The organism is Myxococcus sp. AM010 (genome assembly GCF_013372585.1).
Classification (GTDB): domain Bacteria; phylum Myxococcota; class Myxococcia; order Myxococcales; family Myxococcaceae; genus Myxococcus; species Myxococcus vastator.
The window spans coordinates 1-26,222 of sequence record NZ_JABXEO010000019.1; the positions used below are offsets into that span (position 1 = coordinate 1).

At 68.2% G+C, this 26,222-nt stretch carries 25 protein-coding genes; 10 read left to right on the forward strand and 15 right to left on the reverse strand.

Annotation, left to right across the window (positions count from 1 at the left end):
- Positions 1–469: HD domain-containing protein (locus HV826_RS12120; RefSeq protein ID WP_176417259.1), on the reverse strand; the 469-nt coding region annotated here is incomplete at its 3' end.
- A 591-nt stretch (positions 470–1,060) separates the two neighbouring features.
- On the opposite strand from HV826_RS12120, the gene HV826_RS12125 reads away from it, so the two are divergent.
- Complete coding sequence (locus HV826_RS12125) at positions 1,061–2,290, forward strand: lipase family protein (protein WP_176417174.1); 1,230 nt, start codon at positions 1,061–1,063, stop codon at positions 2,288–2,290.
- Between the two features lie 153 nt (positions 2,291–2,443).
- Here the strand turns inward: HV826_RS12125 and HV826_RS12130 are convergent, their stop codons facing one another.
- Positions 2,444–2,632 carry a hypothetical protein gene (locus HV826_RS12130; RefSeq protein WP_176417175.1) on the reverse strand — a complete coding sequence of 63 codons (189 nt, stop codon included), beginning with the start codon at positions 2,630–2,632 and terminating at the stop codon, positions 2,444–2,446.
- A gap of 202 nt (positions 2,633–2,834) precedes the next feature.
- On the opposite strand from HV826_RS12130, the gene HV826_RS12135 reads away from it, so the two are divergent.
- The 3 genes from HV826_RS12135 to HV826_RS12145 all read left to right on the forward strand — a co-directional run bounded on the left by HV826_RS12135 (position 2,835) and on the right by HV826_RS12145 (position 5,390).
- Positions 2,835–4,322, forward strand: a complete 1,488-nt coding sequence (locus HV826_RS12135; RefSeq protein WP_176417176.1) for an endo alpha-1,4 polygalactosaminidase — start codon at positions 2,835–2,837, stop codon at positions 4,320–4,322.
- A gap of 244 nt (positions 4,323–4,566) precedes the next feature.
- The gene (locus HV826_RS12140; RefSeq protein WP_176417177.1) at positions 4,567–4,917 is read left to right on the forward strand and encodes a helix-turn-helix transcriptional regulator; all 351 of its coding nucleotides are present in this window, start codon (positions 4,567–4,569) and stop codon (positions 4,915–4,917) included.
- Entirely contained in the window at positions 4,914–5,390 is a 477-nt protein-coding gene (locus tag HV826_RS12145) for an SRPBCC domain-containing protein (protein ID WP_176417178.1), read from the forward strand. The genes HV826_RS12140 and HV826_RS12145 overlap by 4 nt, the downstream gene beginning before the upstream one ends.
- Positions 5,391–5,808: 418 nt before the next feature.
- On the opposite strand, the gene HV826_RS12150 is transcribed toward HV826_RS12145, so the two are convergent.
- From HV826_RS12150 to HV826_RS12160, 3 genes are all read right to left on the reverse strand, one after another.
- Positions 5,809–6,159: a hypothetical protein gene (locus HV826_RS12150; protein ID WP_176417179.1), complete on the reverse strand. Its 351-nt coding sequence runs from the start codon at positions 6,157–6,159 to the stop codon at positions 5,809–5,811.
- A 358-nt stretch (positions 6,160–6,517) separates the two neighbouring features.
- Positions 6,518–6,718 carry a DUF4291 family protein gene (locus HV826_RS37100; protein WP_368670896.1) on the reverse strand — a complete coding sequence of 67 codons (201 nt, stop codon included), beginning with the start codon at positions 6,716–6,718 and terminating at the stop codon, positions 6,518–6,520.
- A 208-nt stretch (positions 6,719–6,926) separates the two neighbouring features.
- On the reverse strand, positions 6,927–7,592 hold the full coding sequence (locus tag HV826_RS12160) for a DUF4476 domain-containing protein (protein ID WP_176417180.1): 666 nt from the start codon (positions 7,590–7,592) through the stop codon (positions 6,927–6,929).
- 234 nt (positions 7,593–7,826) lie between these two features.
- Between HV826_RS12160 and HV826_RS12165 the strand changes: the two genes are divergently transcribed.
- Positions 7,827–8,642 carry a TrmB family transcriptional regulator gene (locus HV826_RS12165; protein WP_368670897.1) on the forward strand — a complete coding sequence of 272 codons (816 nt, stop codon included), beginning with the start codon at positions 7,827–7,829 and terminating at the stop codon, positions 8,640–8,642.
- Entirely contained in the window at positions 8,639–10,468 is a 1,830-nt protein-coding gene (locus HV826_RS12170) for an aspartyl protease family protein (RefSeq protein ID WP_176417181.1), read from the forward strand. The genes HV826_RS12165 and HV826_RS12170 overlap by 4 nt, the downstream gene beginning before the upstream one ends.
- 29 nt (positions 10,469–10,497) lie before the next feature.
- Here HV826_RS12170 and HV826_RS12175 read toward each other — a convergent pair whose 3' ends face one another.
- The 6 genes from HV826_RS12175 to HV826_RS12200 all read right to left on the reverse strand — a co-directional run bounded on the left by HV826_RS12175 (position 10,498) and on the right by HV826_RS12200 (position 16,895).
- Positions 10,498–10,773 carry an RICIN domain-containing protein gene (locus HV826_RS12175; RefSeq protein ID WP_368670902.1) on the reverse strand — a complete coding sequence of 92 codons (276 nt, stop codon included), beginning with the start codon at positions 10,771–10,773 and terminating at the stop codon, positions 10,498–10,500.
- Between the two features lie 81 nt (positions 10,774–10,854).
- Complete coding sequence (locus HV826_RS12180; RefSeq protein ID WP_255217174.1) at positions 10,855–11,988, reverse strand: alpha/beta hydrolase; 1,134 nt, start codon at positions 11,986–11,988, stop codon at positions 10,855–10,857.
- Positions 11,989–12,166: 178 nt separating this feature from the next.
- Positions 12,167–12,652, reverse strand: coding sequence for an SRPBCC family protein (locus tag HV826_RS12185; protein WP_303623453.1), 486 nt, complete (start codon positions 12,650–12,652; stop codon positions 12,167–12,169).
- A gap of 4 nt (positions 12,653–12,656) precedes the next feature.
- Entirely contained in the window at positions 12,657–13,010 is a 354-nt protein-coding gene (locus HV826_RS12190) for a metalloregulator ArsR/SmtB family transcription factor (protein ID WP_176417185.1), read from the reverse strand.
- Positions 13,011–13,355: 345 nt separating this feature from the next.
- A complete protein-coding gene (locus HV826_RS12195) occupies positions 13,356–15,314 on the reverse strand; it encodes a polysaccharide deacetylase family protein (protein WP_176417186.1) in 1,959 nt (652 codons plus the stop codon).
- Positions 15,315–15,623: 309 nt separating this feature from the next.
- Positions 15,624–16,895, reverse strand: coding sequence for an SBBP repeat-containing protein (locus HV826_RS12200; RefSeq protein ID WP_217918596.1), 1,272 nt, complete (start codon positions 16,893–16,895; stop codon positions 15,624–15,626).
- 393 nt (positions 16,896–17,288) lie between these two features.
- On the opposite strand from HV826_RS12200, the gene HV826_RS12205 reads away from it, so the two are divergent.
- A complete protein-coding gene (locus HV826_RS12205; RefSeq protein WP_176417187.1) occupies positions 17,289–17,987 on the forward strand; it encodes a hypothetical protein in 699 nt (232 codons plus the stop codon).
- Positions 17,988–17,990: 3 nt separating this feature from the next.
- On the forward strand, positions 17,991–22,058 hold the full coding sequence (locus HV826_RS38070; protein ID WP_176417188.1) for a hypothetical protein: 4,068 nt from the start codon (positions 17,991–17,993) through the stop codon (positions 22,056–22,058).
- On the opposite strand, the gene HV826_RS12215 is transcribed toward HV826_RS38070, so the two are convergent.
- From HV826_RS12215 to HV826_RS12225, 3 genes are all read right to left on the reverse strand, one after another.
- Positions 22,008–22,631, reverse strand: coding sequence for a peptidoglycan-binding protein (locus HV826_RS12215; protein WP_176417189.1), 624 nt, complete (start codon positions 22,629–22,631; stop codon positions 22,008–22,010). The genes HV826_RS38070 and HV826_RS12215 overlap by 51 nt on opposite strands.
- Entirely contained in the window at positions 22,628–22,864 is a 237-nt protein-coding gene (locus HV826_RS12220; protein ID WP_176417190.1) for a hypothetical protein, read from the reverse strand. Before HV826_RS12220 ends, HV826_RS12215 begins: the two co-directional genes overlap by 4 nt.
- 113 nt (positions 22,865–22,977) lie before the next feature.
- Positions 22,978–23,874 (reverse strand): imm11 family protein, encoded by an 897-nt coding sequence (locus HV826_RS12225; RefSeq protein WP_176417173.1) that lies wholly within the window; start codon positions 23,872–23,874, stop codon positions 22,978–22,980.
- Here HV826_RS12225 and HV826_RS37115 point away from each other — a divergent pair.
- Both HV826_RS37115 and HV826_RS37120 read left to right on the forward strand, forming a co-directional pair.
- Entirely contained in the window at positions 23,840–24,238 is a 399-nt protein-coding gene (locus tag HV826_RS37115) for a hypothetical protein (protein WP_368670898.1), read from the forward strand. The genes HV826_RS12225 and HV826_RS37115 overlap by 35 nt on opposite strands.
- Positions 24,235–24,483: a hypothetical protein gene (locus HV826_RS37120; protein ID WP_255217175.1), complete on the forward strand. Its 249-nt coding sequence runs from the start codon at positions 24,235–24,237 to the stop codon at positions 24,481–24,483. Before HV826_RS37115 ends, HV826_RS37120 begins: the two co-directional genes overlap by 4 nt.
- Positions 24,484–24,616: 133 nt before the next feature.
- On the opposite strand, the gene HV826_RS12235 is transcribed toward HV826_RS37120, so the two are convergent.
- Positions 24,617–26,206 (reverse strand): invertase recombinase-like protein, encoded by a 1,590-nt coding sequence (locus HV826_RS12235; protein ID WP_368670899.1) that lies wholly within the window; start codon positions 26,204–26,206, stop codon positions 24,617–24,619.
- Positions 26,207–26,222 lie beyond the last annotated feature (16 nt).

Genomic DNA, 26,222 nt, shown 5'->3' on the forward strand with positions numbered 1-26,222 from the left:
GGACGAGGGGGCGGCGGTGCCGGGGGCGGAGGAGGTGCCGGCGCTGGAGGCGTCGGAATGGGCGGGGCAGGCGTCCATGCGGACACCGACGACACGGACGGCGGCCATCGCGTTTGAACCTGGGAGCATGCTTCCCCCCTATCGCTTCAGGTCGGAGCGCCAGCGGCAGGGTGTTCCTCGGAGCCTTGAATGCGTCGTCGAAGTCCGGTGGGTCCGCGCTCTGGGTGTGCTGCGGGAGGGTCTCAAGCTTGTCGAGCGCCTCCAAGGCCTGGGCTTCGGGTGACGCAGCCTGCTCGTACTCTTCCCAGAGGGGCAGGATGCGTTCGCGCAGGGGGGAGCCGAGCGTTTGCGTCGGGTGTACCAGGTCGGTCCGCTCCTGCTCGCTCTTGTTGGGGAACGTCCCCTGGCGGATGGCGGGGGTGGCCTCACCCAGGTCGTGAATCACGCACAACTGAAGAACCTTCAGCAGGGGTGTCGGTACTCATGTTGGATGCCCAGGTGGGCCGCAGTGAAGACTGCGCACCCCGCCGCTGTCCGGAGTCCACGCATGAAGTACGCGCTCCCGGAGCATGCGCGCTCAAGGCGTCTCCACCAACCGCGCCGCCGTACCCTCGGAGAGGGCCATCCGCGTCCAGCGGCGGACGCTGGGACGGATGGGGTTGATGGTGGAGTCGTTGGCGCCACTGTGGAACTTCAGCGCGGGCGGTTTGCTCGCACGGGCCTGGTGGATCTTGCCCGGGGGGACGCACTGTCCAACGTGGCTTGGAAGCACACACGACGCGGCGAAAGGGCCTTGGGTAGGCGCAGGTGTGCCGAGGACCCGTTGAACGAGGTCTTGCAAAAGAACGTGTCCACGGGCGCGTCAAGCCTGCTGCTGACGCGTCAAACACCCGGTGCGAGGCCTGGCATGCGTGCGTTCGCCTCGGGAAGTCGAGGCGCGCGGTGCTGGCACGTCTTCTGCTTTGGGTTTGTGACGGGGCTCGAAGCGGTAGCCGAATGCTCCGAGGCCGACAAGCGGCGGTGCGCTGCCGTACCACGACCAAGGAAAAGGATGAGTCATATGAAAGTCACAAATCCAATCTACGCCGGGGGGAGCTACGACATCATTCAAACGGTGTTCAAGCTCTCAAGGTTCTCGAGTCTGGGTGAAAGCCTGGAAGGCTCGGCCTCCGACATCCAGCAGCAACTTGGACCGGCCATAGACGACGCGCTGACGAAGCACAGCGACCAACTGGGCGTGTGGACGCGAGTGTGGGGGCCCTGCGTCTTCCAGGCTGACAAGGACTGTAGTGGTAAGTCCAGAGTGTCCAAGGTGGCCGACCAGGTCATGTACGTGGCCTACAATGCGTCGGCCAACTGCTATGTCGTGGCGGTCGCTGGCACCAACGGAAACAAGGATGTTGACCACAACTGGTATGGCACGGACTGCCTGGACAACAACGTCACGGTCACAGTCGGTTTTCCTCTGGGCATCAACCCAGCGAATGGTGAAAATCCAGATACGAGGACCGTGGGGTACATCTCGCAGGGGGCTGCGTGGGGAACCACGAATCTGCTGAACCTGCAGGACCCGAAGACGCAAAAAACGATTCAATCCTTCTTGAAGGACAATGAATCTTCCCAAGCGACGCTGATCTTCGCTGGGCACAGCCTGGGTGGCTCGCTCAGCCCGACCTTGGCCCTCTGGCTCTACCCGGACATCTTCGCGGCAAGTCGGTGGGGCGCGCTCTACGTGCTGCCGACGGCTGCTCCTTCGACCGGAGATCAAGGCTTCGTCAACGTCTTCAGCGCGATATTCCCGCCGACGGGAATCCGCGGCATTACAAAGTATGGGTTCTGGAATCAGGTCATTTGGAACCAGTACGATGTCGTGCCTCACGGCTGGACCAACCTGATGAACATCCAGCCCTTCAATGTGCCGAACGACGTCGTGTGGGATTATGTCAAGGACCAGTCCTGTCAGACGCTCTATGGTCCGCTCGGTGGTCTCTTCGGGCTCGACGCCAACCTCGTTTATGGTGCGATCAACGCGAAGTACGAATTGTTGCCGAACCCAAACCCCTACGTGAGATTGCCTTCGCAGATGTTCACGCCGTCGCCGCTGCCCGCGAAGCCGAGCACGTTCTTGGACTTCCTGAACACGGTGGGACAGCAGCACATCGACGCCTATGACTCCTTCTTCGGGGTGTCATCCACCGGGACGAAATTGAAGGTCAGCCTGATGACCCCCGCGCCCGGCGATGCCGCCACCACGCAGGCGCAGGCCGCGGCCTCGCGGAGCACGGTCTAACACTCCGGATTCGAGCGTGGCTGGAGACAGGCTCCAGGTGAGCCCCCGCTCGGCCGGAACGGGGAGCACCGCTCGGACCAACCTTGCTCACGAGTCATGGTTCTCGAACACGAACCATCCGGCTCCGAACGGGAGAAGACCGAGGAGCGAAGCTCACGCCTCCTCGGTCTGCTCTACGCCGACCGGGCTGGTGCGAGGAGGCGGCTGGTTGCGCGGCGTGAGGTCGGCGAGACGTGGACACCCATGCGGCAGCTCCGTGGGCGCGGTCAGAATCCAGAGCCGCGCCACCCCGTGGAGCAGGTCCTCGCCAGCGCGGATCCTGCGCGTGAGGGACTGGCGCATACCTCCTCATGCGGGCTTCAAATTTCCATCAGAGGCCAGGCCCCCATCCAGACAGGGACGAATGTTCCAGGCCATGGGTGAATGTCGCGTGTCGCGCGCCACTTCGCGTTGCTGCTTCCGCGCGCCGGACGCTAAAGCCCGCCGCGTTCGCCGAGCGCATCGACGTCAGGGCGAGGCCTGGCTCCGGCGACAGGGAGCGCACATGCGAGTCGCGGCAGTAGGGTGGACGAGTCTGTGGTGCATCGCGCTGTTCGCCTGTGGTGGTTCCTCCGGAAGGGCGGACAGCGCGGAGCGGAGCGAGGACACGGCGGGCCTCGCGGATGCTCGAACTTTGACGTGCGCAAGTCTCCAGGTCGCGAGCGGCGCCATCGGCTCGGGGCAGAGCGTCCAGGGGCTGCACACGCAGACATTGTCGGGCACGCAGGACCGCTGGACGGAGTACGTCGAGTTCTTCCCCGGCACCTCCGCCACGTGCACGTACGCGCTCCCCGCGGACGTGGGCGCCGCCGACGTCATCGCCGCCGAGGTGGGCATCAACTATCGCGGGCCCGCCAGGTCGCAGATGCGCTGGCTGTTCGAGGCGTGGGACTACGCGGCGGGCGCCTGGGTGCTGGTGGGCGACAACACCTTCGCGCAGTCCTGGAGGTGGACCGCCACGTCGCTCGCGCTGACATCTCCCCAGCGCTTCGTCAGCGGAGGCCCGGTGAAGCTGCGCTACCGCACGACGTCCACGGCGGATGCGTCGCTGCTGGACCTGCTCGTGGTGCGCATCCAGGTCGCCGCCTCGGACGCGGGCACGCCCGGCGATGCGGGGACTCCCACGGACGCGGGCACCCCTGGCGACGCGGGAACGGGGACCGACGCCGGTACGCCCGTGTCGTGGGAGGGCGTCCACAGCTTCACCTACCAACTCACGAACTATCCCCAGGGGAAGCTGGACACCATCGCCAACTCGAAGTTCGACCTGGCCATCGTCGACCTGTCGCGCGACGGCTATGACGACTGGTTCACCGCCGCCGAAATCACCGCGCTCAAGGCCAAGGGCAAGCAGGTGCTCGCGTACTTCGAGATTGGCGCCATCGAGGAGTACCGCCCCGAGTGGTCCCAGGTGCCCGAGGACCTGAAGCTCGGCCCCGTGGGCGGCTGGCCCGACGAGCAGTACGTGAAGTACTGGGACGAGCGCTGGTGGCCCATCGTCCAGGGCCGCCTCGACCAGGCGCTCGCCGCGGGCTTCACCGGGTGCTACCTGGACATGGTGGTGACGTATGAGGAGATTCCCGCGAACGCCGCGGGCACCAACCGCGCCGACCTCGCGCGGAAGATGGTGGCCCTCCTGGCGCGCATCAACCAGTACGCGAAGGCCCGCGACCCGGGCTTCAAGGTGATGCCCCAGAACTCCCCGGAGCTGGTGGATGACCCCGCCTACCTGCCCGCCATCGACGGGCTGGGCATGGAGGACCTGTACTGGTCCGACGACAACGCCTGCGACGAGGGTTGGTGCGAGGAGAACCGGGCCAACGCGGCCCGGGTCCGCGCGGCCGGCAAGCTGGTGCTCTCCACCGACTACGCCGTGCAGGCCGCGAACGTCGCGGACGCCTATACCCGCTCGCGCGCGGCGGGCTTCGTCCCCTACGTCTCCGTGCGCGCGTTGGACCGGATGACGGTGAACGCGGGGTGGGATCCGCAGTAGCGGCTCAGCCCGTCCGGCGCTCCTCCACGAGGGGAGGGGCGCCGGTGGCGGCCTCACCGCCTGCGTGAGGCGCCCGCCCGTGGTGTAGGCCACCCAGACCAGCACCGCGAAGTGGATGAGCATGTCCCCCCACTTCCGCGTGTGGACGGACCTCGACGAGGACGACGGAGCCTCTCTGGGGCTGCATGATTGTGCAGGGGCCCGAGCTTGACGTAGATATGCATGGGCGTGTATATACACGTCCATGCAACTGGACGTCTTTCAGGTGCTCTCTGATCCGACGCGCCGCCGCATCGTCGAGGCACTTCGGTATGGCGAGCAGCAGGTCAGCGACGTCGTCGAGAAGGCTGGAGTCCACCAGTCCGGTGTCTCGCGGCACCTGCGCATTCTTTCGGAATCGGGCTTCGTCTCGATGCGGCCGGATGGGCAACGTCGCCTCTACGCCTTGAAGCCGGAGCCGTTCAAGGACCTTGACGGGTGGCTCGCGCCGTATCGGCAACTGTGGGAGGCGCGAATCGATCGTTTCGGAGCCGCACTGGAGAAAAAGCAACAACAACAGACTCGGCGAGTCGAAGGAAAGAGGCAGCGAAAATGAGCAACGAGAAGGCGAAGGTCGTCATCGAGCGCACCTACCGGGCGGGAATCCAGGACATCTGGGCGCTCTGGACCACGAAAGAGGGCTTCGAGTCGTGGTGGGGGCCACACGGTTTCCGTGCCGAGGTTCAGGAACTCGATGCGCGCGTAGGCGGTGCCCTCCGGTACGACATGATTGCTGACGCACCGGAGATGATTGCCGCGATGAAGCAGATGGGCCAGCCGACCTCCCATGCGACCCGTTCCCACTTCACCGAGGTGGCGCCACATTCGCGACTTGTCCTCACGAACGTCATCGACTTTCTGCCCGGGGTCGCGACCTACGAGAGCAAGATCGCCGTGGACTTCCTCCCGAGCGGCGACCGCGTTCGCATGGTGGTCACGCTGGACGCGATGCACAGCGAGGAGTTCACGAAGATGCAGCAGGATGGTTTTACGAGCCAGTTGACGAAGCTGGACTCGCGCTTCGCGTGAACTGAAGTCCGAATTGAATCCATCACGGAGCGCGGTGTCTCGCGATTCAGGGGCTCGGCGGGAAGCCCCTCGGTGGGCCGAGGTTCCTGCTCGCAAGACGGGGTGAACCGATATTCCACCGGGCGTCGTTCACCTTCGTGACGCGCGGCCGGAGGTGGCTGGCGGCATGCCACGGCCGCGCGGAGTGGCCCCGTAGCAGTCGGAGTGCCATTGCGTGCCTCAAGGGGCCTGTTTGCGGGGGCGGGCTGGCGCACGGGCGCGACACGCCTCGCAGGGGAGGCCAGGGTTCGGGGTGTCCACCCGCGCAAATGCACGTCTCCCCGCGCGCCCGGAGCACCCCGAGGTCATGAACGGAGTCACCGCCCGCGGCAACAGCGCCAGCCCTGACGCGGACTGACGCTGTGCCTCCACGGATGTATCAGATTCCGCAGATATCCTGGGCCAGCGAGATGCACGCTTCGATGAACTGCGCGGTGGTGCAGTCTCCGTTCTGGGTGCAGACGATGTCGCCGGTACCCGGCTCGCTGCACCACTGCAGCGTCACCCAACACGCGGCCTCGGTGACGGTGCGTTCTCCTTCGATGGCTTGGGCGCTCACGTTGCTCTCGCCCGAGGCGTCCCGCACCGTCACGGCCGTCCCGTCGCTCAACGTGGCCTCGTAACGCGGCCCCTGCTCGCCAGCGACCGCCTCCGGCGAAGACGTCTCACCACAGCCCGTGAGCACACCCATGGCAAGACCCGCGACCATCACGAATGACAGTGCTTTCATACGCTTCTCCTGGTGATGGAACTCACCAACCTGAGCTCCGGAGAGCGATATGCAATATTTGTCTGCGCTGCTCTATCGTTGAATGCCACTATCTGAAATGTTTTCAGTCTGCCCCTGTGTCTTGGAACGCAGTTGCCTGCAGTCGCTGTGCATGGGTTGGGCGTGGCGACTGCTTTCGTGAAAGCTTCCGCTCTGCTTGGGCCGCGCAGGGTCCTGCGCTCGCGCGCGAACGTTGTCTGGGCGACTTGAGCGAACCATGAAGGCCCAGAAGTGCCGAGGGCCCACATGCGGTGCGGAGAGGCCGTGCGGCCTTCCCAGTGCACACACCGGCCCAGGCATCCTGCCCCGTCCCCCGGTGTCACATTCCGAGCCGCCGGACGAGCTCCGCCGTCACGGGGTAGACGGCCTCGGGGGGCAGCAGCCGTGAGGCCTGCTCCGCGCGTCCGGCGTCCAGGTGCTTGCGCGGCTTCTGCATGAGCGGCGTCAAGTCGGTGATGGAGACAATCCAGTCCTCCGCGAAGCGCTGGATGATGGCGCGGCGTCGAAGGCCTTGCGCCACGCCCCCGGCGAGCCGTGGGACTTCGGCGCGTCGGCGGTGAGGACTCCGAGTCCCAGGGCCACTTCAGGAGGGGGATGCACCGCGGCCCCCACCCACCTTGCGGCTGATGTTGCCGCGCTGGCCCCTGGGCTGGGGCCAGTGAAGCAGGGCGCCTGGGTGGGTAGGGATATCGCGGCGCGCGGAGGCTGCTGGGGCGACCTCGAGCGGACTACTGCTCGGTGATGAGCTCCACGTACTCGTCAGCGGAGATGGAGTTCTTCCACTTGGAAGCGAATCCCAGCGCGTGCTGCGGGTTCACCACGCGGGGCGCGGCCGTCTTCGCCACGTCCAAGCGGGTGATTTCGTTCTGGAACAGGTCCAGGACCAGGCCGAACTGCTTCGCGGTGAGGAAGGCGCGCTTCATCACCTTCTCCACCATGTCCTCCCGCGTCAGCTCGTTGTGGGTGCTCTTGAGGGACTGCATGAAGCCGCGGAAGGTCTCCGCGTCCATCGCGAAGTGGCCGTTGCGCTGCATGGTGCAGCCCGGGTCCTGGTTCGTTCCACAGTCGCGGAAGGCGGGCTCGGAGTCGTACCGCACATGCCGGACGGACTCCTCGCGCGGCGCGACTCGCTCACGACGCTCTCTGCGCTCATGTCGCTCCGGCGGCGGTGGAGTCCCGGTGCCCGACACGTTCACCTCCATGCGGGCGCCCCCACCGCGAATCTCCATGTTGACGCCCGCTGCCTCGCCATCCGGGGACATGCCCTCCACGGAGATGCGGGTCGACGGCATGTCAATGTCATCGGCATGGATGTTCATCTCGACGTCCTGCGCGAAGGCGGAGGACGCGGCGAACAGGGATGAGGCAAGCACTGCGCGAGCAATCGGGTTCATCGAGCTTTTTCTTTCTGTGGTGCGGTGAGTCAGTCTCCGACTGGCTCACCTTGACGCACTTCCGGGTAGAATATTCACGGCCCGGTTGTCGACGAAAGGCCTCGTTTGTTCGCGCGTTGGAAGGGACTCGGTACCGGTGGACCCAGCCCTTGCCCCAGGCGTCCTGGCGCTCCGCGGCTTGAGCATTATTACCAATAAGTAATAATGTGAGTCATTGGCGCGGATGAAGGGCTCGTGGCCCTTGGCTTCACGGAGATGGAGGCGCGGGTGTACTGCGAGTTGCTCAAGGGCGCGCCCGCCACCGGATATCGGCTCGCGCAGGCGCTGGGGAAGGCGCCTCCGGGCATCTACCAGGCGCTCGCCTCGCTCGAACACAAGGGGGCGGTGCTCGTCGAGGAGGGCGAGCCCCGCTCCTTCCGGCCCGTGCCTCCGGACGAAGTGCTCACGGCGCTCCAGCGAGGCTTCGAGGTGCGCAGGCGTGAGGCCGCGGACGCGCTGCGCAGGCTCCACGCCCCGGTGCAAGACGACCGCATCTACCACCTCAAGAGCACCGCACAGGTGATGGAGCGCGCGCGGGCGATGATTGCCGGCGCCACCGAGCGGTTGCTCTTCGACCTCTTCCCGCCGCCCTTCGGGGCACTCGCCCCGGCGCTCACGGAGGCGAGCGCCAGAGGCGTCTCCATCGCAGGGCTCGTCTACGACGCGTCCCCCAAGGTGTCCTTCGACTGCGTGCGGTCGTCCGACGCGGACTTTGTTCGGGAGCGTTGGCCGGGCGCGCAACTCACGCTCGTGGTGGACGCCCGCGAGTTCCTGGTGGCCCTGCTCACGCCGGATGGCACCGGCGTCAAGCAGGCCATCTGGAGCGACAGCGTCTATCTCTCCTGCCTGCAACACAGCGGGCTGTCGGCGGAGGTCCAGCAGAGCGCGCCGCGGTCCGCGCGCACGCGGCTGGCGCGGTCCTTCTCCCTCATCGCCTCGAGCCCACCCGGGCTGCGCCACCTCGTGGGGCAGCAGTCCCTCTCCTCTTTCAAGCGCGGAGACACTCCATGAGGTTCCTCATCGCGGTTCTGATGTCCCTGCCCCTCGTGCTCGGCTCCACCGAATCCAGGGCAGACGCGCTGCAGCCGCTCCTCGCGCGGCACCTGGCGTGGCGGGGCGGGGATGCCTTCACGCGCCTGGAGAGCATCCACGCGCGAGGGAAGTCCGTGGAGGGCGGACTCAATGGCCTGGTGGAGTCCTGGAGCCACCGGGACGGACGGGCCCGCGAGGATGCGGACTACGGAGTGCTGCGCCAGTCGATGAGCATCACTCCGGCAGGAGGCTGGAAGCTGAACGCCAGCGGACAGGTCGAAGACGCCTCGGCCACCGACGCGCGCGATGTACGGCACCAGGTGGCACTCGACTTCGGGACAGCGCTACAGGGGCGTGCCGGCGCCACGCTCGCACTGCGGCCCGACGCACGGCGCGACGGCCGCACCTGGAAGGTGGTGCGCGTCACCTTCGGCGATGAAGACCTCTACGACTTGTTCCTCAATGAGGCCGACGGAGCCCTCCATGGCCTGAGCATCCGCGAGAACAACGTCACCCGCTTCGTGCGGATGGGAGACTGGCGTCAGGTCCAGGGCGTGCGCATGCCCTTTCTGGAGGAGGTGCTCACCGACAACCCGGACTCCGACTCACGGCTGGTCGTGGAGGCGCTGGAGTTGAACGTGCCCATTCCTCCCGCCGTCTTCGAGCGCCCCCTGGACGTCCGCAAGGTGCGCTTCTCGAACGGCCACCACAGCACGGGCTTCATCCCCTTCGAGTTCTTCAACGAGAACCGCGTCTACATCCCGGCGCAGGTGAACGGCCAGGCAACGCAGGTGCTCCTCGACAGTGGCGCCGAGATGACGGTGGTCGACACGGCCTACGCGCGTGAGCTGGGGCTGGAGACCCAGGGGCAGCTCGCTGCGGTCGGCAGCGGCGGGCAGGCACAGGCCCAGCTCGCCGGCGGCGTGGACATCACCCTGGGCAACCTGACACTGACGGGGCTGACGGTCGCTGTCATCGACCTGTCCGAGGTCGCACGGTTGATAGGCCACCCGCTGCCCGTCGTCCTGGGCAAGGAGGCCTTCAACCAGCTCGTCGTGGACGTGGACTTCCCCAACCGGCGCGTCGCCTTCCATGAGGCGTCCCGCTTCAAGGCGCCGCCGCGAGCGGTGCGGCTCCCCCTGGTCGAGTCCGCGGGAGGGCAGCGCGCCGTCCAGCTCTCCATCGAGGGCCGTCCCCCCATTCCGGTGCTGTTCGACGTGGGCAACGGTGGAGCCCTCTCGCTCTTCCCCGCGTACTGGCAGCAGGCGGGGCTGCTCACGGGGAGGCGCAGCTCCAAGACGCTGTCCGGAGCCGTGGGCGGACTCCGGGAGCGCGATGTCGCGACGCTGAAGGACATCCAGCTGGCGGGCATCACCCTGAAGAACGTGCCCACGGTGTTCGACGACGCGGGCAAGAGTGTCTCCGGCTCGGACCGGCTCCTCGGCAACCTGGGGCTCGCCGTCCTCGGGCGCTTCCGGATGATAACGGACTATGCGGCGGACACGCTGATGCTGGTCCCCGATGCCCGCGCGCTGCGGCAGCCCTTCCTCAAGGACCGGTCCGGACTGATTGCCCTCCCTTCGGAGGGACGGCTCGTGGTGAAGCTGGTCGCCCCTGAGGGCCCCGCCGCCGCCGCGGGCTGGAAGGTGGGGGACGAAATCATTGCCATTGATGGACAGTCCATCGGCCCCGACTCCGCGGGCACGGAGCTCTCACGCTGGCGGTATCGCGCCACGGGCAAGACGGTGGTGCTCACGTTGAAGGACGGGAGCAAGCGCCGGCTCACCCTGCGCGACTATTACTAATCCAGCCGCGAAGCCCCGTGGCTCTTGGGTCAGATATCCAGCTGCCAGAGCTGGTTGTTCGCCGTCCCGTCGCGCTTCATGGGGAAGGTGATGAGCCGCCCCGAGCCGTCTGTCCTGGCGCCCTCGATGTCAAGCACGAGGCCGTTGAGCTGGCTCTGGATGTAGTAGGTGCCGCGGACGCGGCCGGGCACGAACTGCCACACCTGATTGGGCTGGCCATGGGCCTCCCAGGTGACGACGCGGGTCCCCTGGGCCTTGTTGGCTCCCTCCACGTCGAGCACGAGCCCGTTGAGCCGGCTGCGGATGGCCCTTCATGACGGGGGGGGCACCTGGATTTCATTCACGCCCCACTGCGTCCTATCTACTTGCAGCGCGAGGGAGCGCCCTCAGTCGACGGGCGCGTGCTGCTGGAGGAACCGCCCCACCCGCGCCCTGGCGAGCTGACGGCCGAAGCCGCCATCCCAGATGTCGAAGCCGTGCTCCGCGTAGGGCAGCGTGAAGAGGGCATGGGAGACGCCCGCCTGGGCCAGTCGAGCGGCCATCGCTTGCGAGGCGTCGAGCGGCACGACGCTGTCGGCCCCGCCATGGAGCAGGAGCGTGGGAGGGGCGCGTGGCCCGACATGATTGATGGGGGAGAGCAACTCGTACAGCTCGCGGTGGCCTTCCAGCGACACACCCGTGAAGCCCTCGAGCGGAGCAGGGGCGCTCGCGGCGTAGGCCACCAGGTCGCTGGGCGCGTAGAAGCTGATGATGGCCGCCACCGACGTGTCCCCGGGGGCGCAGGAGGACGGCAGGCGAGCAGCTCCCTCGGTGTACCCCGCCAGGGTCGCGAGGTGGCCGCCCGCGGACTCACCGAAGAGGACGAGCCGGTCCGGGTCGATACCGTAGGTGGCCGTGTGCTCCTTGGCCCAGCGGATGCCACATTTGACGTCTCCCGGAGCCTTCAAGCCGGTGGCGGGAGGAAAGAGCCGGTAGTCGAAGGAGATGAGCGCATAGCCCCGCGCGGTGAGGAAGTCGGCCCAGGCGCGGGCATAGCCGCGCTCTCCACCACGCCAGCCACCTCCGTGGAAGTAGAGCACGGCGGGGCGGGCCGTGGAGGCGGAGGGCTCGGGGAGGAAGACGTCGGCGTACAGCTCGCGTCCCTCGACCACGGCGAAGCGAACGGTGTGGCTCGGGAGGGGGCGGGCTCCGACGAGTGGGCGGAGATACTCACGGAGGCTGAGTGGAATGTCGGCCGCCCTGGCCAGCCGCCACGCGGAGGCGGCGGGCCACACCGCGAGGATGCCGACGAGCAGCGCGGATGCCGCCGTCCCCCCGCGCAGCCACCTCCACACGTCCACGTGGGAAATCCAGACGGCCACCAGCGCAGTGAGGAGCGCCGGCAACAGCATCACCAGGCTGTATTCCCGCAGGATGCCCTTGAGCAGGTGGACGAGCGTGGGCACCCCAGCGGGAGCGAAGAAGAGGGCCGCGAGCAGCACGCAGCCCACGATGTGCAGTATCGCCAGGAGGGTCGGCATGGAGAGAAGGGGGCGGGGCGGTGACGACATCCGGCAAGAGGAGCAGACCGCCGCATCGTAGTGCCTGGCGACCGGCGTCTGGTGCCTGGCGCGCCAGGCACGGTACCGTTTATTGACGCGGGTGCTGCTCACGTCACGCGCCTGCCCGCCCGGCGCGGCGCAGCGCCGGTGCACCGGCTCAGTCGAGGCCCGGCGACGACACGAGCGCGTCAAGCTGCTCCATCGTTTCGCGGATGCCGTGCTCCATGCCGGACGCGAGGACGGCCTCCCGCACTTCCTTTGACGGATACAGCTCTCGCGAGACCATGTGTGTCTTTCCGTCGCGCTCGTCGAAGGTGACGGTGATGGTGACCGAACCCGCGTCCGCCATCGGCTCGAAGACCTGCGTGTACACGAGCCGCGAGGGCGGAGTGATTTCCGTGTACTGCCCGGAGAAGGCCACCTCCCCGCCGTCCGGATTGCGCAGCACGTAGCGGTAACCACCGCCAACGCGCACGTCCGCCTCGCAGCTCGCCATGGTGACGCAGAGGGCCTTCGGCGCCCACCAGCGCTTCACCAGGTCCGCGCGAGTCCACGCGTCGAACACGATGCGCGCGGGCGCATTGAACTTGCGAGAAATGACGATGGTGCGGTCCGACTCCAACTCCACTGACGTAAGGCTCATCACTTCATCCCTTCTTCTTTCGAGCATGTCGCTGCGCTATTGCCAGGTCCTGCGTCTTGAGTTCTTCGAGGAGCGAGTCGAGCTGTCCCAGCCGCGCGTCCCAGACGTCGCGGTAGCGCTCCAGCCACGCGTTCAGCTCGCGCAGCGGCTCGGGCCGCAGGCCGTAGAGACGCTGCTGGGCGCGCGCCTCCACATCCACCAGCCGGGCCTGCTTCAGCACGCGCAGGTGCTTCGACACTTGCGGCTGGTTCAGGTGTAGCGCTTCTCCAATGGCACCCACCGAGCGAGCGCCCCCCAACAGGTATTCCACGATGCGAAAGCGGTTCGGGTCGGCGAGCGCCGTGAAGGTCTCAATCACGAGGATGTATATTCCTCATGGGGAATATTCCCGTCAAGGAATATGTGCGGCGAGCCGAGTCGAGAGCGCGAACCGCGGGCCTTTGCGGCGGCGGGCCGGCCGAAGGTCATCAGGCGTGGATTCAGCGGGGAGCCCCCTGGGCGGGGTGCTGACCGTTTCCGGCGGCGCTCGAACGCGGAGGCCACCAGGTCCACACGCCCCTGCGCGCCATGGCGGCGGAGTCCGCCGCGTACGGAAGGCCCTGGGCGTGCTGCCCACGCACCAGGGCCTCCTCGCTCGCGTTCTCCCCGTGTCCTCGTTCAGCCCCCGCCGCGGCACCTGCGATGTTCCGTCTTCGCCGCTGCCTCAGTCGCCACCCTGGCCGTCTCCTTCCCCTCCTGGGGACGTGCTTTGCCGCCACCGCGCCGAGTGCCGAGGCCGATGTGGACAGCATCCAGGCCCCAGGGATGAGCACGGGTGCGGGGCGTGATGCCCCCCTCGCGTTGGCGGTGCCTCGAATCTCCTTCTCGCTCGCGAACGCGAGAGGGCAAAGAGGCCGCCGGCCACCGCGAGAAACAGCTGACCGGTACCCGCGCCCTCACATCCCCCACAACCACCGCTCGCGCCGTCCACCTGCCCGTCACCCAGGGCCTCCTCGGGTGGCGGCTCCCCAGGAGGCTGCTCCGCGGGGGGCGTCTCTCCGGGTGGCGTCTCCACGATGCCTGGCTGCGTGGCTTCGGCCAGGATGCGGAAGGGCGGGCTCACGCCTGACACCGCCCCGTCCGCGGTGCTGGCGACGCGCAGCACCGCCTCCCGGCTCGGCACGTCGGGCACGCGCCAGATGAGCTGCCCCGTGTTCTCCACCGAGGTGGCTACCGGCATCCAGGTGGCGCTCGCCTCCGTGGAGTACGCCACGTCCAGCGTCCGCACGTCGCCGAGCGTGGACCACCTCACCTCCACCTCCTGTCCCACGACGAAGTCCTCTCCGCCGGCTGGTGCGTCCAGCACCAGCCTCGCCGCGGGCGCCTCCGCCTCCGCCAGCCCGAAGTCGTCCACCAGCGCCCATCCGACCCCTTCCAGGGCGACGCCCACGCTCAGTCCGAACGCGTCGGCCGGCAGCGCGATGGGCAGCTCCCACGACGCCTCCGTCCAGGCCTCCGCGGGCGGCAGGCTCGGGCCGCGGTCCCACACCTTCCACGTCCCATCCGCCCCCTTCACGGCCGCTTCCAGGTGCAGCGGGGCGCTGGCGCGGTACCAGACGCTCACCCGCGAACCGCGCCCCGGCGTGACGGCTGGTGCGCAGGTGCCGTCGTCGCGCAGCACCTGGATGGATGCTGCGCCCCCGGACGCCTCCACGCGCTCGAGCCGGTAGGACCAGGCGCCGCTGTGCGCCTCGGCCGAGCGCTCGGCGCGCGCGGCGCCACCGTGGATGGGGCCCAGTTGCCAGCAGTCGGGCACGCCGTCGCCGTTCGCGTCGTCCTCGAGCGAGGGGTTCTTCAGTGCGGCCGTGGGCGCCTGGGGCAAGGGGTGCACCGCGGGCTGCGCCGCACCGCCCAGGACGTCCTGCATCGTGCGCACCTCTGTCCCCAGCGGTGCCCGCTGCGCGAGCCAGCCCATGAACGCCTGGAGGACGTCGGGCTGCACGCAATAGGTGTGTCTGGTGCAGTCCGGCTCCACGAAGTGGAAGACGACGACCACCCAGCCGCCCCCCGCGGCCTCCGTCGTGGTGACCCACGCCTGCAATTGCTCCAGTCCGTCGTCGCGCGTCACCGTGGCGGGCGTGCGGATTTCGTAGGGGTCGAAGGGAGGGATTGTCTCGGCCGCGGGGCAGGAACCACAGGTGTCCACCAGGCCTCGCACGTCGCGCGCGGCGTTGTAGCCGCACGTCGCGGCCATCTGGTTCACCGCCGCATCGTTCGAGCCGAAGGGGAAGGCGAGGGCGGTGGGCGAGAAGCCCCAGCTGAGCAGCCGCAGGCGGTCCTCGCAAATCTCCTGTCGTTGGTTCTCGGGCGTCAGCGTCGCCAGCTCCGCGTGCTGCAGCGTGTGCCCCCCAATGTCGTGTCCGGCCGCGGCCAGGCGGCGCAGGTCATCGACGTTCATGAAGCCCGACTGGCCCACCCGCCCGCTGATGATGAAGAAGGTCGCCTTCAGCCCCGAGGCCGAAAGCATGTCCAGCACCTGTCGCTGCTCCTCGAGTCCGTCGTCGAAGGCCAGCGTGACGACCGTCCGCGCCCCTGGCGTCCCGGCCCACGCCCCTCCGCCCCACACTCCCAGCGCCATTGCGAGGAGGCAGGTGCCCGCCCGCGCGTTGAGCCTTGCTCGCATGTATCCCCCTGTCTCAGGCCACGATGCTCCCCTTCGCGATGGGCCCCCCAGCACTCCGTCTCCTCACGTTTTGAGTCCGGGCGGAGCGAGGCGCAACCGGAGCGCTCCCTTGAGGACGAGGGCCATGGCGACGGCGGAGCTGCCACACGCCCTCCCGTCGCAGTTGAAGGCAGGCAGGGGGAGGTGGGCTTGGGCCCTGCTCGGGGAGGGGCGGGCTGCCGCACCCTCCGCGTCAGGCGACCGCGGAGGGCGCTGCCGGTGCCCGGCGGGAGTGCCGCGTCGGAACGGCCGTATGGGATTCCTGTCGAATCAGAAGCGGGCGAGGAAGGCGTCGTAGCCGCCGGCGCTGGTGTTGCCCCCCAGGCTTCCGAAGGTCTGCCCGGCGACGTAGGCGTTGCCGGCGGCGTCCACGGCCACGCCGCGCGCGATGTCCTGGAACGGGGTGCCCAGGGTGCGGGTGCCCAGCTTGGTGCCGAGCGCGTCGTAGCGGGTGAGGAAGGCGTCGAAGGAGCCAGCAGGCGGGTTGCCGTCGAGCGCGTCGGAGGTGTAGCCGACGAGCTGCACGACGTTGTTCGCGGTGACGGAGACGCCGAACGCGTAGTCGGTCTGCGAGCCGCCGAGCATGCGGCTCCACTGGCGGTTGCCCGCGCTGTCGTAGCGGGCGAGCAGCACGTCGACGGTGCCGTTGTTGACGTTGCCGTCGAGGCTGCCGAACGTCTCGCCAGCGAGGTAGACGCCGCCGTCGGGGCCCACGGCGACGCTCTTGGCGTCATCGAGCTCGCCCGCGTCGATTTGCCGGACCCACTGCTGGACGCCGAGGAGGTTGAGCTTGAGCAGGAAGATGTCGGTGCTCACCGGCGTGGTGGTGCCGTCGAGGCTGCCGTAGGTGTTGCCGACGACGTAGACCTCATGGGTGGGCGTGATGGCGATGCCGCGCGCCAGGTCACTCACGGAAGTGCCGTACTGCTGGAGCCAGTACGGGTTGCCCGCGGTGTCGTAGAGCGCGACGACGATGTCGTAGTTGCTGGGGTTGCCGCCGTTGGCGAAGCTGCCGCCGGTGTAGCCGGTGAAGAAGAGCTTGTCGGGCGCGCCGACGGCGAGGCCCGTGGCGAAGTCGTCCATCTGCGTGCCGTTCTGGCTCAGCCATTCGCGGTTGCCGGCGGCGTCGTACTTGGCGATGAAGTAATCGATGCCGCCCGCGTTGGTGTAGAAGTCGAGGCTGCCGAAGGTGGTGCCGGCCACGTACACGTTGCCGTCCGCGTCGGCGGCCACGGCGGTGGCGCGGTCCATCTGCGCGGTGCCGAACTGGCGGACCCACTGGAGGTTGCCGGCGGTGTCGTACCGGGCGATGAAGGCGTCCTGACCGCCAGCCTGCGGGTCGGCACCGAGCTGGCTGGTCGTCTGGCCCGCCACGTAGACGCTCGTGCCCGAGACGGCCACGGCGTGGGCCTGCTCGTCATGGTGGGCGCCGAGCTGGCGCACCCAGGACGGGGGCGGGACCTGGGCCTCGGCGACGGAGGGGGCACCCGTGGCGCAGACGACGCCGACGAGCCCGAATATGCTCAAGAGGGGGTGTTTCATCACGAACTCCATTTCTCAGTGGGGGAACCGAGCCGTGGCGCTGGGAGGATGCCTGGCGTCGCGGCCCCCCTTGCAAGACCACGAGCCACGGGTGCGCGGAAGATGGGTAGCGAAAGACACGCAAGATTTGATGTCTGACCCGGGGCTGAGTTGTCACGGACCCCGATGCAGATGATGCGCTGTGGCAGCTTCAGCGTGGCTGCGGATGTAACATGCGTGTATCATTCAGGATGCGCTCCAGGCGAAGGCGCCGCGGAGCTCCGCGGCGTGCTGGCGGAGAAATTCCCGCGGCGGTGCTTGTGACCCGCTACCGGACGCGCGACACTCTCTAACGGCCGGACTTCCACCACGCGCGAGGAGGCCCAGGCGCCGGCGGCCTGCGGAAGAGCTGCCATGTACATTCCTTGCAGGGATCCTTTCGGCCACCGGGACGAGTTCGACGCCTGCTTCCAATGTGGCGTCAATATCTGCACCGTCTGCAATGACGAGGGCCAGTGTGATGGAGGGTGCGAGGCGGACTCGGTGATGGAGGTGTCCGATGACGACTCGCACGAGGTCCAGGTCTTCGAGGTGAACCACCAGGGGGACCTCGATGCGCTGGTGGTCTACGACGAGTACCTGTACGCCTACATTCGCGACATCGAACGAGAGGACTCGAAGGGCGTTCCCTTCTTTCACGTCATCTTCGAGTGCATCGACCAGCAGTGGTTCGGCCAGCTCCAGGACGACCTCAGCGACATGCCGCGCTGGAACACGGCGGGGCAGGTCAGCAAGTTCTGCGTCGTGGATTTGACTGTCCCCATCAACGTGCTGCAGGACATCGTCACCGCGGTCGACGGCGACGAGCCCTACTTTCTTTCAGGCAACTGGGTGGAGATGGTCGTCAACCGCAATGACGACCCTCGCGACAATCGACCCCTGGTGGCAATCGACATCCATTTCGTGCCCCAAGGCGCCACCAACCCGGCCCTGGCTGGGTTGTCCGGCGAAATCGACTCCCGGTGGTTCATGCGCGGCATCGCCCGGGTCCCGGACACGCCCTGGGCGCTGCGGAAGCTGAAGCGCATGAGCCAGATCTGGGTGGAGGACTGACCCGTGCCAATCATCAATCTCAATCAAGGGACCGCCGACCTCCTGCTCCAGAACTGGTTTCCTGTCGGGGCGGCGAGCAGGCCACGCTTCGTGGTGGTCGTCGACGTGGGCCAGGGGAACTGCAACGTCGTCTTCAACGACAACTGGCGCCCGTTCATCTACTACGACCTGGGGGGCGGGATGAGCGGCAGTCAATTCACCTATCCCCACCCAGCGCCCACGTACTGCATCGACGCCGCCTACTCCCGCGTGATTCAGTCGCACTGGGACGAGGACCACTACCGCGCGCTGCTCCAGATGACCAACGCGCATGCCGTCAACAACCTGCACGTCCTGGCGCCAGCGCAAGACCGGTCGAACATCGCCTGGCGCGCCTCCATCCAGAAGAGCAACAGCGCGGTGGCGTTGGAGCAGTCGCTCGACGGTGAGGGGTGTACGATCCACAAGTGGCCCGACGAGGACTGGCACAATGCCCCGGTCATGCGCCGGTCCACGCACTCACACTTCCGGGTCATCAAGTGCTCGGGCAACGGCACGAACAACTCGGGGCTCGCGCTGCGGATTGAAAACCCCGGGGTGGCGGGGCAGTACATGTTGCTCACGGGCGATGCCACGTTCGAGCAGTTGCCCCACTTGGCCAATCAGCAGGTCTTCCGTCACGGGGTGGACCAGCAGTGCGTGGGGCTCGTCGCCGGACACCACGGGGCGCCGGTGGGCCACGCTCCGTATGTGCCGCGCCCCAATCGCGCGGCGGAGTACCTGATTGCCTATTCGTTTGGCTGGGGCAATGCGTTCGGTCACCCGAACATCGACCAGGGGGTGGCGGCGTACGAGAGCCGCGAGTGGGACGACGACCACCGGATGGATACCGGGGGCGCGGAGTTCGCCGCGAAGTACGCGGGGCCGCGGGGCAACGTGGGCATCCTGTGGCCGGGCGCGGCCCGTGGGCCGTGCTACGCGGACGCCACCCATACCCCGCAGGCGATAAACGGCGCGGCGGTGGCGCTCCTGGCCACGGCCGCGGCGGAGATTGATGTCTACCAGAACGTGCTGGGTACGCGGGCCCAGGTGGCGGTGGGCGCGGCCTACCAGGCGGCAATCGAGGGCAAGATTCAGCTCGTGGCCAACGCCATGCTCGTCCCCGCTGTCCAGGTCCCTCCGCGCACGCTCCCGCAGCGGGCGGCGGACATGGCGGGATTGGCCGGCACGCATGTCTCGCTCACGGGGGCCCTGGGGACCGTCGTGGCGACGGCGACCGTCGCGTCGCATGCCAATCTCCAGGCCCTGGCCGCCGCGGTCGTCGATTGCGTGATGCTCGCCGCCGCGAAGTGCGCCCAGGAGGTCACGAACTTCGTCGAAATCGTCGTCGCGGACCTGCTGAGCGACCCGTTGAACGCTCCGACGCTGCCAGACCAGGCGAAGGAGGCGGCGGCGCAGGCGTTTGGCTGTGCGGCGCACGCCGACACCCTGGAGGCGGTCCATGACGCCATCCCCACCGGCTTCGCGGCGCGCATCGTGCTCGCGGCCCACGCGCGCAATGGGGCCAACGTACCGAACGACGCGCAAATCAAGACGGCGGTGACCGCGGCCGTGTGCGCCGCGTCCCAGGCGCGAATCGGACAGCCGGGTGGCCACTACTCGCAAGGGCCGGCGGAGGCAGCCGCGACCGCGGTGGCTGCGATGGCGGCCATCCGCGAGGATGTCCGCGTGGCAATCGCGGCGGCTGCCGCGCTGGTGCCCGCGATTCCCATCAATCCGCGGGCGTTCGCACCCGCGATGCTCACCGACAACGTGAACGCCAAGCTCCTGCCGCGCATCGCCGCGGTGGCCGCCATTTGTGGCACGCCCAGCCTCGCGCTGGCGGAGGTCGCGCGCGCCGCGGTGGCGGCCGCCCGCGTCGCGTTCGCCGGTGCCTGCGGTGCCCCGCAGGTTGGGTGCCACCGTCACCCGCGCGTCTGTCCGAACGGGCCTTGTTCGCTCTCCATCCACCACTTCTTCGGCATGTTTCCGGCGTCCGTTTCGACCTTCGCGGGCACGGGCGCGAACGGCAACCTGGGAGACGCGGGGCAGGCGACCGCCGCGCAATTCAATACGCCAACGCACCTGGAGTACGACGCGGATTGGAACGTCTATGTCTCCGACCCCGGGCATCACCGCGTGCGCGTCATTGACGCCGCGGGGGTCATCCGCCCGTTCGCCGGAGACGGCAACCCGGGGTACGCGGGTGACGCTGACGCGCTGGCCACGAACGCCCGGCTCCGCACGCCGGCGGGCCTCGTGGTGGACACCTCACGCAACCGCCTCTTCATCGCGGATTCGGCGTCGCACCGGGTCCGCGAGGTCAACCTGTCCACGGGAATCATCACCACCATCGCGGGGACTGGCGCCCAGGGCTTCGGGGGTGACCGGGGGCTCGCCACTGCGGCCCTGCTCAACGCCCCCGGCGGTCTGGCGCTCGCGGTGGCGGACAACCTGCTCTACATCGCGGATACCGGCAACAACCGCATCCGCTGCGTGAACCTGACGACGGGGAGGATTCAGACCTTCGCGGGCACGGGGGGCGCGGGCCACGCGGGCGACGACGGCCCGCCTGCCGCCGCGACCCTGAACGCGCCGACCGCGGTGGCGTTGGACATGGGCGGCGGGCTCTACATCGCGGATACGGGAAACCACTGCGTGCGTCAGGTCTCGGAGGGGCTCATCACGGCCTTCGCGGGCGATGGGACGCAAGGCTTCGGGGGGGACGGCGCGGCCGCGGACGCAGCCCAGCTCAACGCCCCCTGTGGCGTAGCGGTCGACTCCGCGGGCCACGTGTACATCGCCGACCGCGGCAATCGCCGCGTGCGATGCGTGAACGCGGCGAACGGCACCATCCGCACGTTCGCGGGCACGGGCGCCAACGGGAATGGGGGGGACGGCGGGCTCGCGACCGGGGCGACCTTCAACGCCGTCTGTGCCGTCGCGGTCGACGCCACGGACGATGTCTACATCGTCGACCGGGCGCACCACCGGGTTCGCAAGGTCATCGTGGCGGATGGCTCCATTGACGGGTTCGCGGGGAGCGGCACGCCAGGGTTCGATGGCGACAACTTTGATGCCATCGCGGCCGAGCTCGACACGCCGTTGGCGGTGGCCTGTGGGCGTGAGGAGGTCTTCATCGCCGACTCCGGCAACCACCGCGTCCGGCGGGTGGACAGCACCATCGAAATCTATCCGTGCGCGGGCAATGGCCACAACGGCCACGCGGGGGATGCGAATCACCCCGCGGCGGCGGCGCGGTTGGACACCCCGGCGGGGCTGGCCTACGACCGCGACCACCATGCGCTCTACGTCGCGGACAGTGGGAACCACCGCGTGCGCCGCGTGGACCTCAGGTCTCGCAACATCTCACTCGTCGCGGGCGATGGGACGCAGGGGTTCTTCGGTGACGACGGTGATGCCCTGCTAGCGCAGCTCGATACCCCCACCGACGTCGCCTATGACTTCAAGGGCGACGTGCTGTACATCTGCGACCAGGGAAACCACTGCATCCGCGCGCTCTCCATCGCCACTGGGAGCATCACCACCTTCGCGGGTGACGGCAACGCGGCGTTCGCGGGGGATGGTGGAGCGCCCGGCGCGGCGTCGCTCCACACGCCGGTCGCTGTCGCCGTGGACAACTCGCGCAACGTCTACGTGGCGACCGTCGGCGACCACCGTGTCCGCATGATTGCGTATGACGACACCACGGACACCTTCACGATGGGCACGCTGGCGGGCACGGGCGTGCAGGGGAACACCGGGGACGGTGCCGCGGCGAACGCGGCGCAGCTCGACACCCCGCAGGGGCTCGCCGTGGACGGCGCAGGTGTCGTCTACATCACCTGCACGCCGCAAGCGCGGGTGCGCAAGGTGGAGGAAGGCGTCATCACCACGCTGGCGGGCACGGGCGCGGCAGGTTTCGCGGGCGACGGTGGCCTGCCGGGGGCGGCTCAACTGAATGGGCCTCGCGGCCTGGCGGTCGACCAGGCCGGGCGCAGCCTATTCATCGCGGACACCGGGAACCGGCGCATTCGCCGTGCGATCCTTTGAGCGCTTGAAGCGTTTGCCGGGTTTGGGACGCCAGACGCCCTCCAGTGGGGGCGCCTCCTGGCGCGACCGGTAGACCTCGTCAAGGCGGGACCGGGTACCGTCGTCAAGCTCGCCACTGGGCTCGAGGCCAAAGTCCGCTTGGAAGGCCATGAGCGCCTTCCGCGTGTCGGAGCCCGCGTCGCCGTCAACAGGGCCCTGTCCGAAGCCGAGGTTGCTCAAGCGCGCCTGTACGCCTTGGACGGTGGACGGGGGCTTGAGCTTGCCCAGCTCCAGGTTCCAGGTCCGCGGCGGAAGCCCTTCGGCGAGCCACACCTTGAGGACCGCCTGGCGTGCCGCCTTGGGGACCAACTGGTCGACCAGGCCACTGTCGCCCGTGTTCCCGTCGACGGATGCCGAGTCGATGGTCAGCCGGTACTTCTTGTGGGTGTACACGCCAAAGTCGTGATTCCGCACCACCAGCCGGATGCGCACCTTCTGTTGGAGCGGGCAGGGCTCCACCGCCGAGTCCACGGGGCGGTCCGGGAAGGACTGTGTGTCGGCTTGGAGGTGGGCGAAGTTCTCTTGAGTGCTCATCGCAGGGCCCCGGCGGTGAGCTCGCAGAGCTGGTCGACGCGGGTGGACGCGGGGACGCCAGAGGCCTTGAGCACATCTGCGGCCCAGGCATGGCGGGGATCTGCGTCGAACTCGGCGCCGAGCGCGAACTGGACGTTGACGAAGCGCGCGAGGTCTCTCTCAGAGGTGAGGCCGTAGCGCCGGCCCCGCGCGATGCCGTCCTCTACGAACTTGTGGAGGTCGGACGGCGACATCGCCTCGCATGACTCCCGCCAGTGCTGGCGCACAAGGTCGCAGAGCCGCGACTCGAACCGATGGCGAGAAGCCTCCCCGAAGGTCTCCAACTGCGCCTGGCGGATTACGAGCGTCATGGAAGAGAGGATACCCATGCGCCGCCTGGAGTATCCATAGGCCGGTTGGATGAGCCGCCCCAGAGGCGGGCAGGTGCTGCGCGGTGCGACGCGCGCAGACCACGGTCTGACCCATCTACGCAGCGGTTGAGTCGGGCAATAGCCACGGCGTCGTGACTCATAGCGCGATGTCCACCTCTGAGCCCACGGGATACCAGGTGATGCCCGTGACGCCGTCCTTCTCGAGCTGTTCCTTGAGGTCCTTGCGGACAATCATCAGCCGGGGGGGCGGCCGCGGTGCGGAAGAGCTTTGCTCCAGGAGGCACCTTGTCCTCCTGCAACAGCAGGCGGCGCAGGTACATGAAGCGGTCCGGTTTCAGCGGATCCGGGTCGCCTTCTGTCTTCTCCATGTCCACGCAGTCCTGCATGCCGACGACGTTCGCGATGTAGCAGTCCTCGTTCGCGACCCGCCCACGGTGATTCAACAGCACGAAGCGGAGGAACTCGATTTCCGCACCGGAATGCTGCATGAGGAGTTCCTTCATGCGCTTCGACACCATGAAGTAATTCACGGCATTGGGGATGACGTCGGCAATCTTCAGTCCCGGTTCTTGCTTGGTCATGTTGAACCGCAGCCCGTCGGGATATTCGGCGCCCATGCGGATGCCGCGTGCGGGCTTGTGAATCTTGGGCATTCCTTCCGGGACACTGAAAATGGCGCAATACCCGTCGAGCACCAGCCATTCCAGGATGTAGAAGTCGCTTGTTCCAGTCGCCTGCGGGTCGGACGTGGTGAGCGCGCCCGGCGTCCCCGCCCCCCCCTCGCGTGACGGTGGCCACCCCGGTGTCCGGCTTCGAGTCGTCCCGGGCTTGGAGTCGGTGGCCTCCATCGCCTTCAACCAGAACTTCGCCATGGCGCTCACCGCCGGCGGAGAGGTGTGGACGTGGGGAGAGAACGGGGACAGCCAGCTCGGCCTGGGCACTCCGCCCGTGGACGGCGAGACGCGGCCGCCGGACGTCACCCCTCGCTACGCCGCCACGCGCGTGCCGGGGCTGTCGGGCGCGGTCGCGGTGGGCCCAGGCCTCCGCCACTCGATGGTGTTGATGGAGGACGGCACGGTGCGCGCCTTCGGCAACAACCAGAACGGTCAGATGGGCGACGGCACCACCTCCTCGCGGTGCACGCGGACGGCACGGTGCCCGCGTGGGGCCTGGACGCCAGCGGCCAGCTCGGCACGGGCGCCCTCACCCCGGGCGGCGAGAGCGCCGCGCCGGTGAAGGTGAAGAACGTCACCCAGGCGCGCGCCGCGTTCGCCAGCGGCAACTACAGCTTCGTGCGGCTCGCGGACGATTCGCTGCTGGCGTGGGGACAGAACGTCAACGGCCAGCTCGCCATGGGCTTCACGGTGCAGTCGCATCCGGAGCCCACGGCCTCCTCGGCGGAGGTCGCGCCGCTGTCCTCCATGGGCATGGGCGCCACCCACGTCATCGCCGTGCGCGGGGATGGCTCCGTCTTCGCCTGAGGTTGGAACACCAACGGCTCGCACGGCCCTGATGGCGTCATCGACCGTTGGTCCTACTCGGGGCCCATCCCGATGCCGCTGCCCTGAGACACCGGGGGGCGGAGGGCCGTGTCCGGCGCCTCCGCCCGCCGGGTCAGTCCTTCGTGCAGACGACGTCGTCGACCTGGAGGTGGTCGCGGTCGGCCTCGCTGCGGCTCGGATAGAAGAACAGCCGCCAGTCACGCACGTTGCCCGTGATGCGGAAGAACACCGGCTGCCACGCGTCGCTGTCGACGGTGAGGAAGTCGGTGGCCGGGCTCCATCCGGCGCTCGAGTAGCTGCGATGCCGGAGGGTGCCGTGGCCCCGCACCCGGTACGAGCAGGAGTAGTTGCCGCTGGGGACGTTGAACTTCTCCGACGTGAAGCGCTCGGCGACCTGGATGGGGACCACGAACTGCAGCGCCGACGAACCGCCGTGCACCGCCGCCGTGTAGCGCACGAGGCGCGAGGGCTTGATTTCCGTGCCCGGGTCGGCGACGCCGTTGTCGAGCCCGTACCAGTAGTCCGGGATGAGATGGTCCCCGTGGTAGGGGATGTTGTAGGTGTTCCAGCTCTCGAAGCCACCATTGCGGATGATGTTCGCGGGGTGGTCGGCGGACACGCAGCGCCCGGTGGCCGTGTCGCAGGCGGGCAGCTCACCCACGCAGTCGTACGTGGTGAAGCAGGCCCCCGCGGACAGCTCGCACACACCGCTCGTGGGGTTGCAGCTCGTCGCCGGGTGGTCGCACACGACGCCAGCGCAAAGGTCACCCTCGACGCAGAGGTGGCTGGCCGTATCGCAGACCGGCGTCTCCGGCGTCCCCGCGCAGTCCGCGTGGCGCGTGCAGCGGCCGGCGGCGACCACGCACGTGTTCGTCTCGTCACAGGCCTGCCACTCGCTGCAGTCCGCGGCATCGTTGCACCGGCCGGCGAGCGGCTCGCAGGTCGCCGTGGCGTTCTCACAGCGCTCCCAGGCCTCGCAGGTGACCGCGTCACAGGGCTCGGCGGCCCGCGCGCAGCGCACGTCGTCGATGAGCAGATGCTCGCCCTGGGTGTTGCGGATGCTGAAGATGAGCTCGAAGGTGTCGAAGACGTCGTTGGCGAGGTTGAAGCTGTACGCCACCTGCGTCCACGTCTCGCTGTCGATGGCCGTGTAGGACGAGTAGCTGGAGTAGTCGTCGTCGAAGAAGGCGTTTCGAACGTCGCCGGTGCCTTGCGCCTGGAAGGTGCAGTCGTAGCGGCCCGCGGGCATCGACTTCGCTCCGGTGGTGAAGCGCCGGTGCGTCCCCGAGGTGTTGGTCAGCCGGACCGCGTTCACGCCCTCGAAGGCGTTCGTCGTCACCTTCTGCACGCTGTCCGACGTGATGTTCGACTTGCTCCCGAACCACCGCTCCGGAAGCGCACCGGGCCACTCTTCAAAGCCCCAGTTGTCGATGACGCTCACCTCGGGCTCCACGCCCGCGTCCGGCGTCTCACTGCCCGCGTCCGGCGTCTCACCGCCCGCGTCTGGCGTCTCGCTGCCGGCGTCCGGCGTCTCACTGCCCGCGTCCGGGATTTCCTCGCCGGCGTCTGGCGTCTCGCTGCCGGCGTCCGGGATTTCCTCGCCGGCGTCCGGCGTCTCGTTGCCGGCGTCCGGGATTTCCTCGCCGGCGTCCGGCGTCTCGCTGCCCGCGTCCGGCCGCGTCTGGCCGGCATCAGGAGCCACTGCGGGAGCCGAATCA

Coding starts and splice junctions, on each gene's coding strand:
- HV826_RS12125 (WP_176417174.1), top strand. CDS start 1,061: ATGAAAGTCACAAATCCAATCTACGCCGGGGGGAGCTACGACATCATT.
- HV826_RS12130 (WP_176417175.1), bottom strand. CDS start 2,632: ATGCGCCAGTCCCTCACGCGCAGGATCCGCGCTGGCGAGGACCTGCTC.
- HV826_RS12135 (WP_176417176.1), top strand. CDS start 2,835: ATGCGAGTCGCGGCAGTAGGGTGGACGAGTCTGTGGTGCATCGCGCTG.
- HV826_RS12140 (WP_176417177.1), top strand. CDS start 4,567: ATGCAACTGGACGTCTTTCAGGTGCTCTCTGATCCGACGCGCCGCCGC.
- HV826_RS12145 (WP_176417178.1), top strand. CDS start 4,914: ATGAGCAACGAGAAGGCGAAGGTCGTCATCGAGCGCACCTACCGGGCG.
- HV826_RS12150 (WP_176417179.1), bottom strand. CDS start 6,159: ATGAAAGCACTGTCATTCGTGATGGTCGCGGGTCTTGCCATGGGTGTG.
- HV826_RS12160 (WP_176417180.1), bottom strand. CDS start 7,592: ATGAACCCGATTGCTCGCGCAGTGCTTGCCTCATCCCTGTTCGCCGCG.
- HV826_RS12170 (WP_176417181.1), top strand. CDS start 8,639: ATGAGGTTCCTCATCGCGGTTCTGATGTCCCTGCCCCTCGTGCTCGGC.
- HV826_RS12180 (WP_255217174.1), bottom strand. CDS start 11,988: ATGCCGACCCTCCTGGCGATACTGCACATCGTGGGCTGCGTGCTGCTC.
- HV826_RS12185 (WP_303623453.1), bottom strand. CDS start 12,652: ATGAGCCTTACGTCAGTGGAGTTGGAGTCGGACCGCACCATCGTCATT.
- HV826_RS12195 (WP_176417186.1), bottom strand. CDS start 15,314: ATGCGAGCAAGGCTCAACGCGCGGGCGGGCACCTGCCTCCTCGCAATG.
- HV826_RS12200 (WP_217918596.1), bottom strand. CDS start 16,895: ATGAAACACCCCCTCTTGAGCATATTCGGGCTCGTCGGCGTCGTCTGC.
- HV826_RS12205 (WP_176417187.1), top strand. CDS start 17,289: ATGTACATTCCTTGCAGGGATCCTTTCGGCCACCGGGACGAGTTCGAC.
- HV826_RS12215 (WP_176417189.1), bottom strand. CDS start 22,631: ATGAGCACTCAAGAGAACTTCGCCCACCTCCAAGCCGACACACAGTCC.
- HV826_RS12220 (WP_176417190.1), bottom strand. CDS start 22,864: ATGTCGCCGTCCGACCTCCACAAGTTCGTAGAGGACGGCATCGCGCGG.
- HV826_RS12225 (WP_176417173.1), bottom strand. CDS start 23,874: ATGGCGAAGTTCTGGTTGAAGGCGATGGAGGCCACCGACTCCAAGCCC.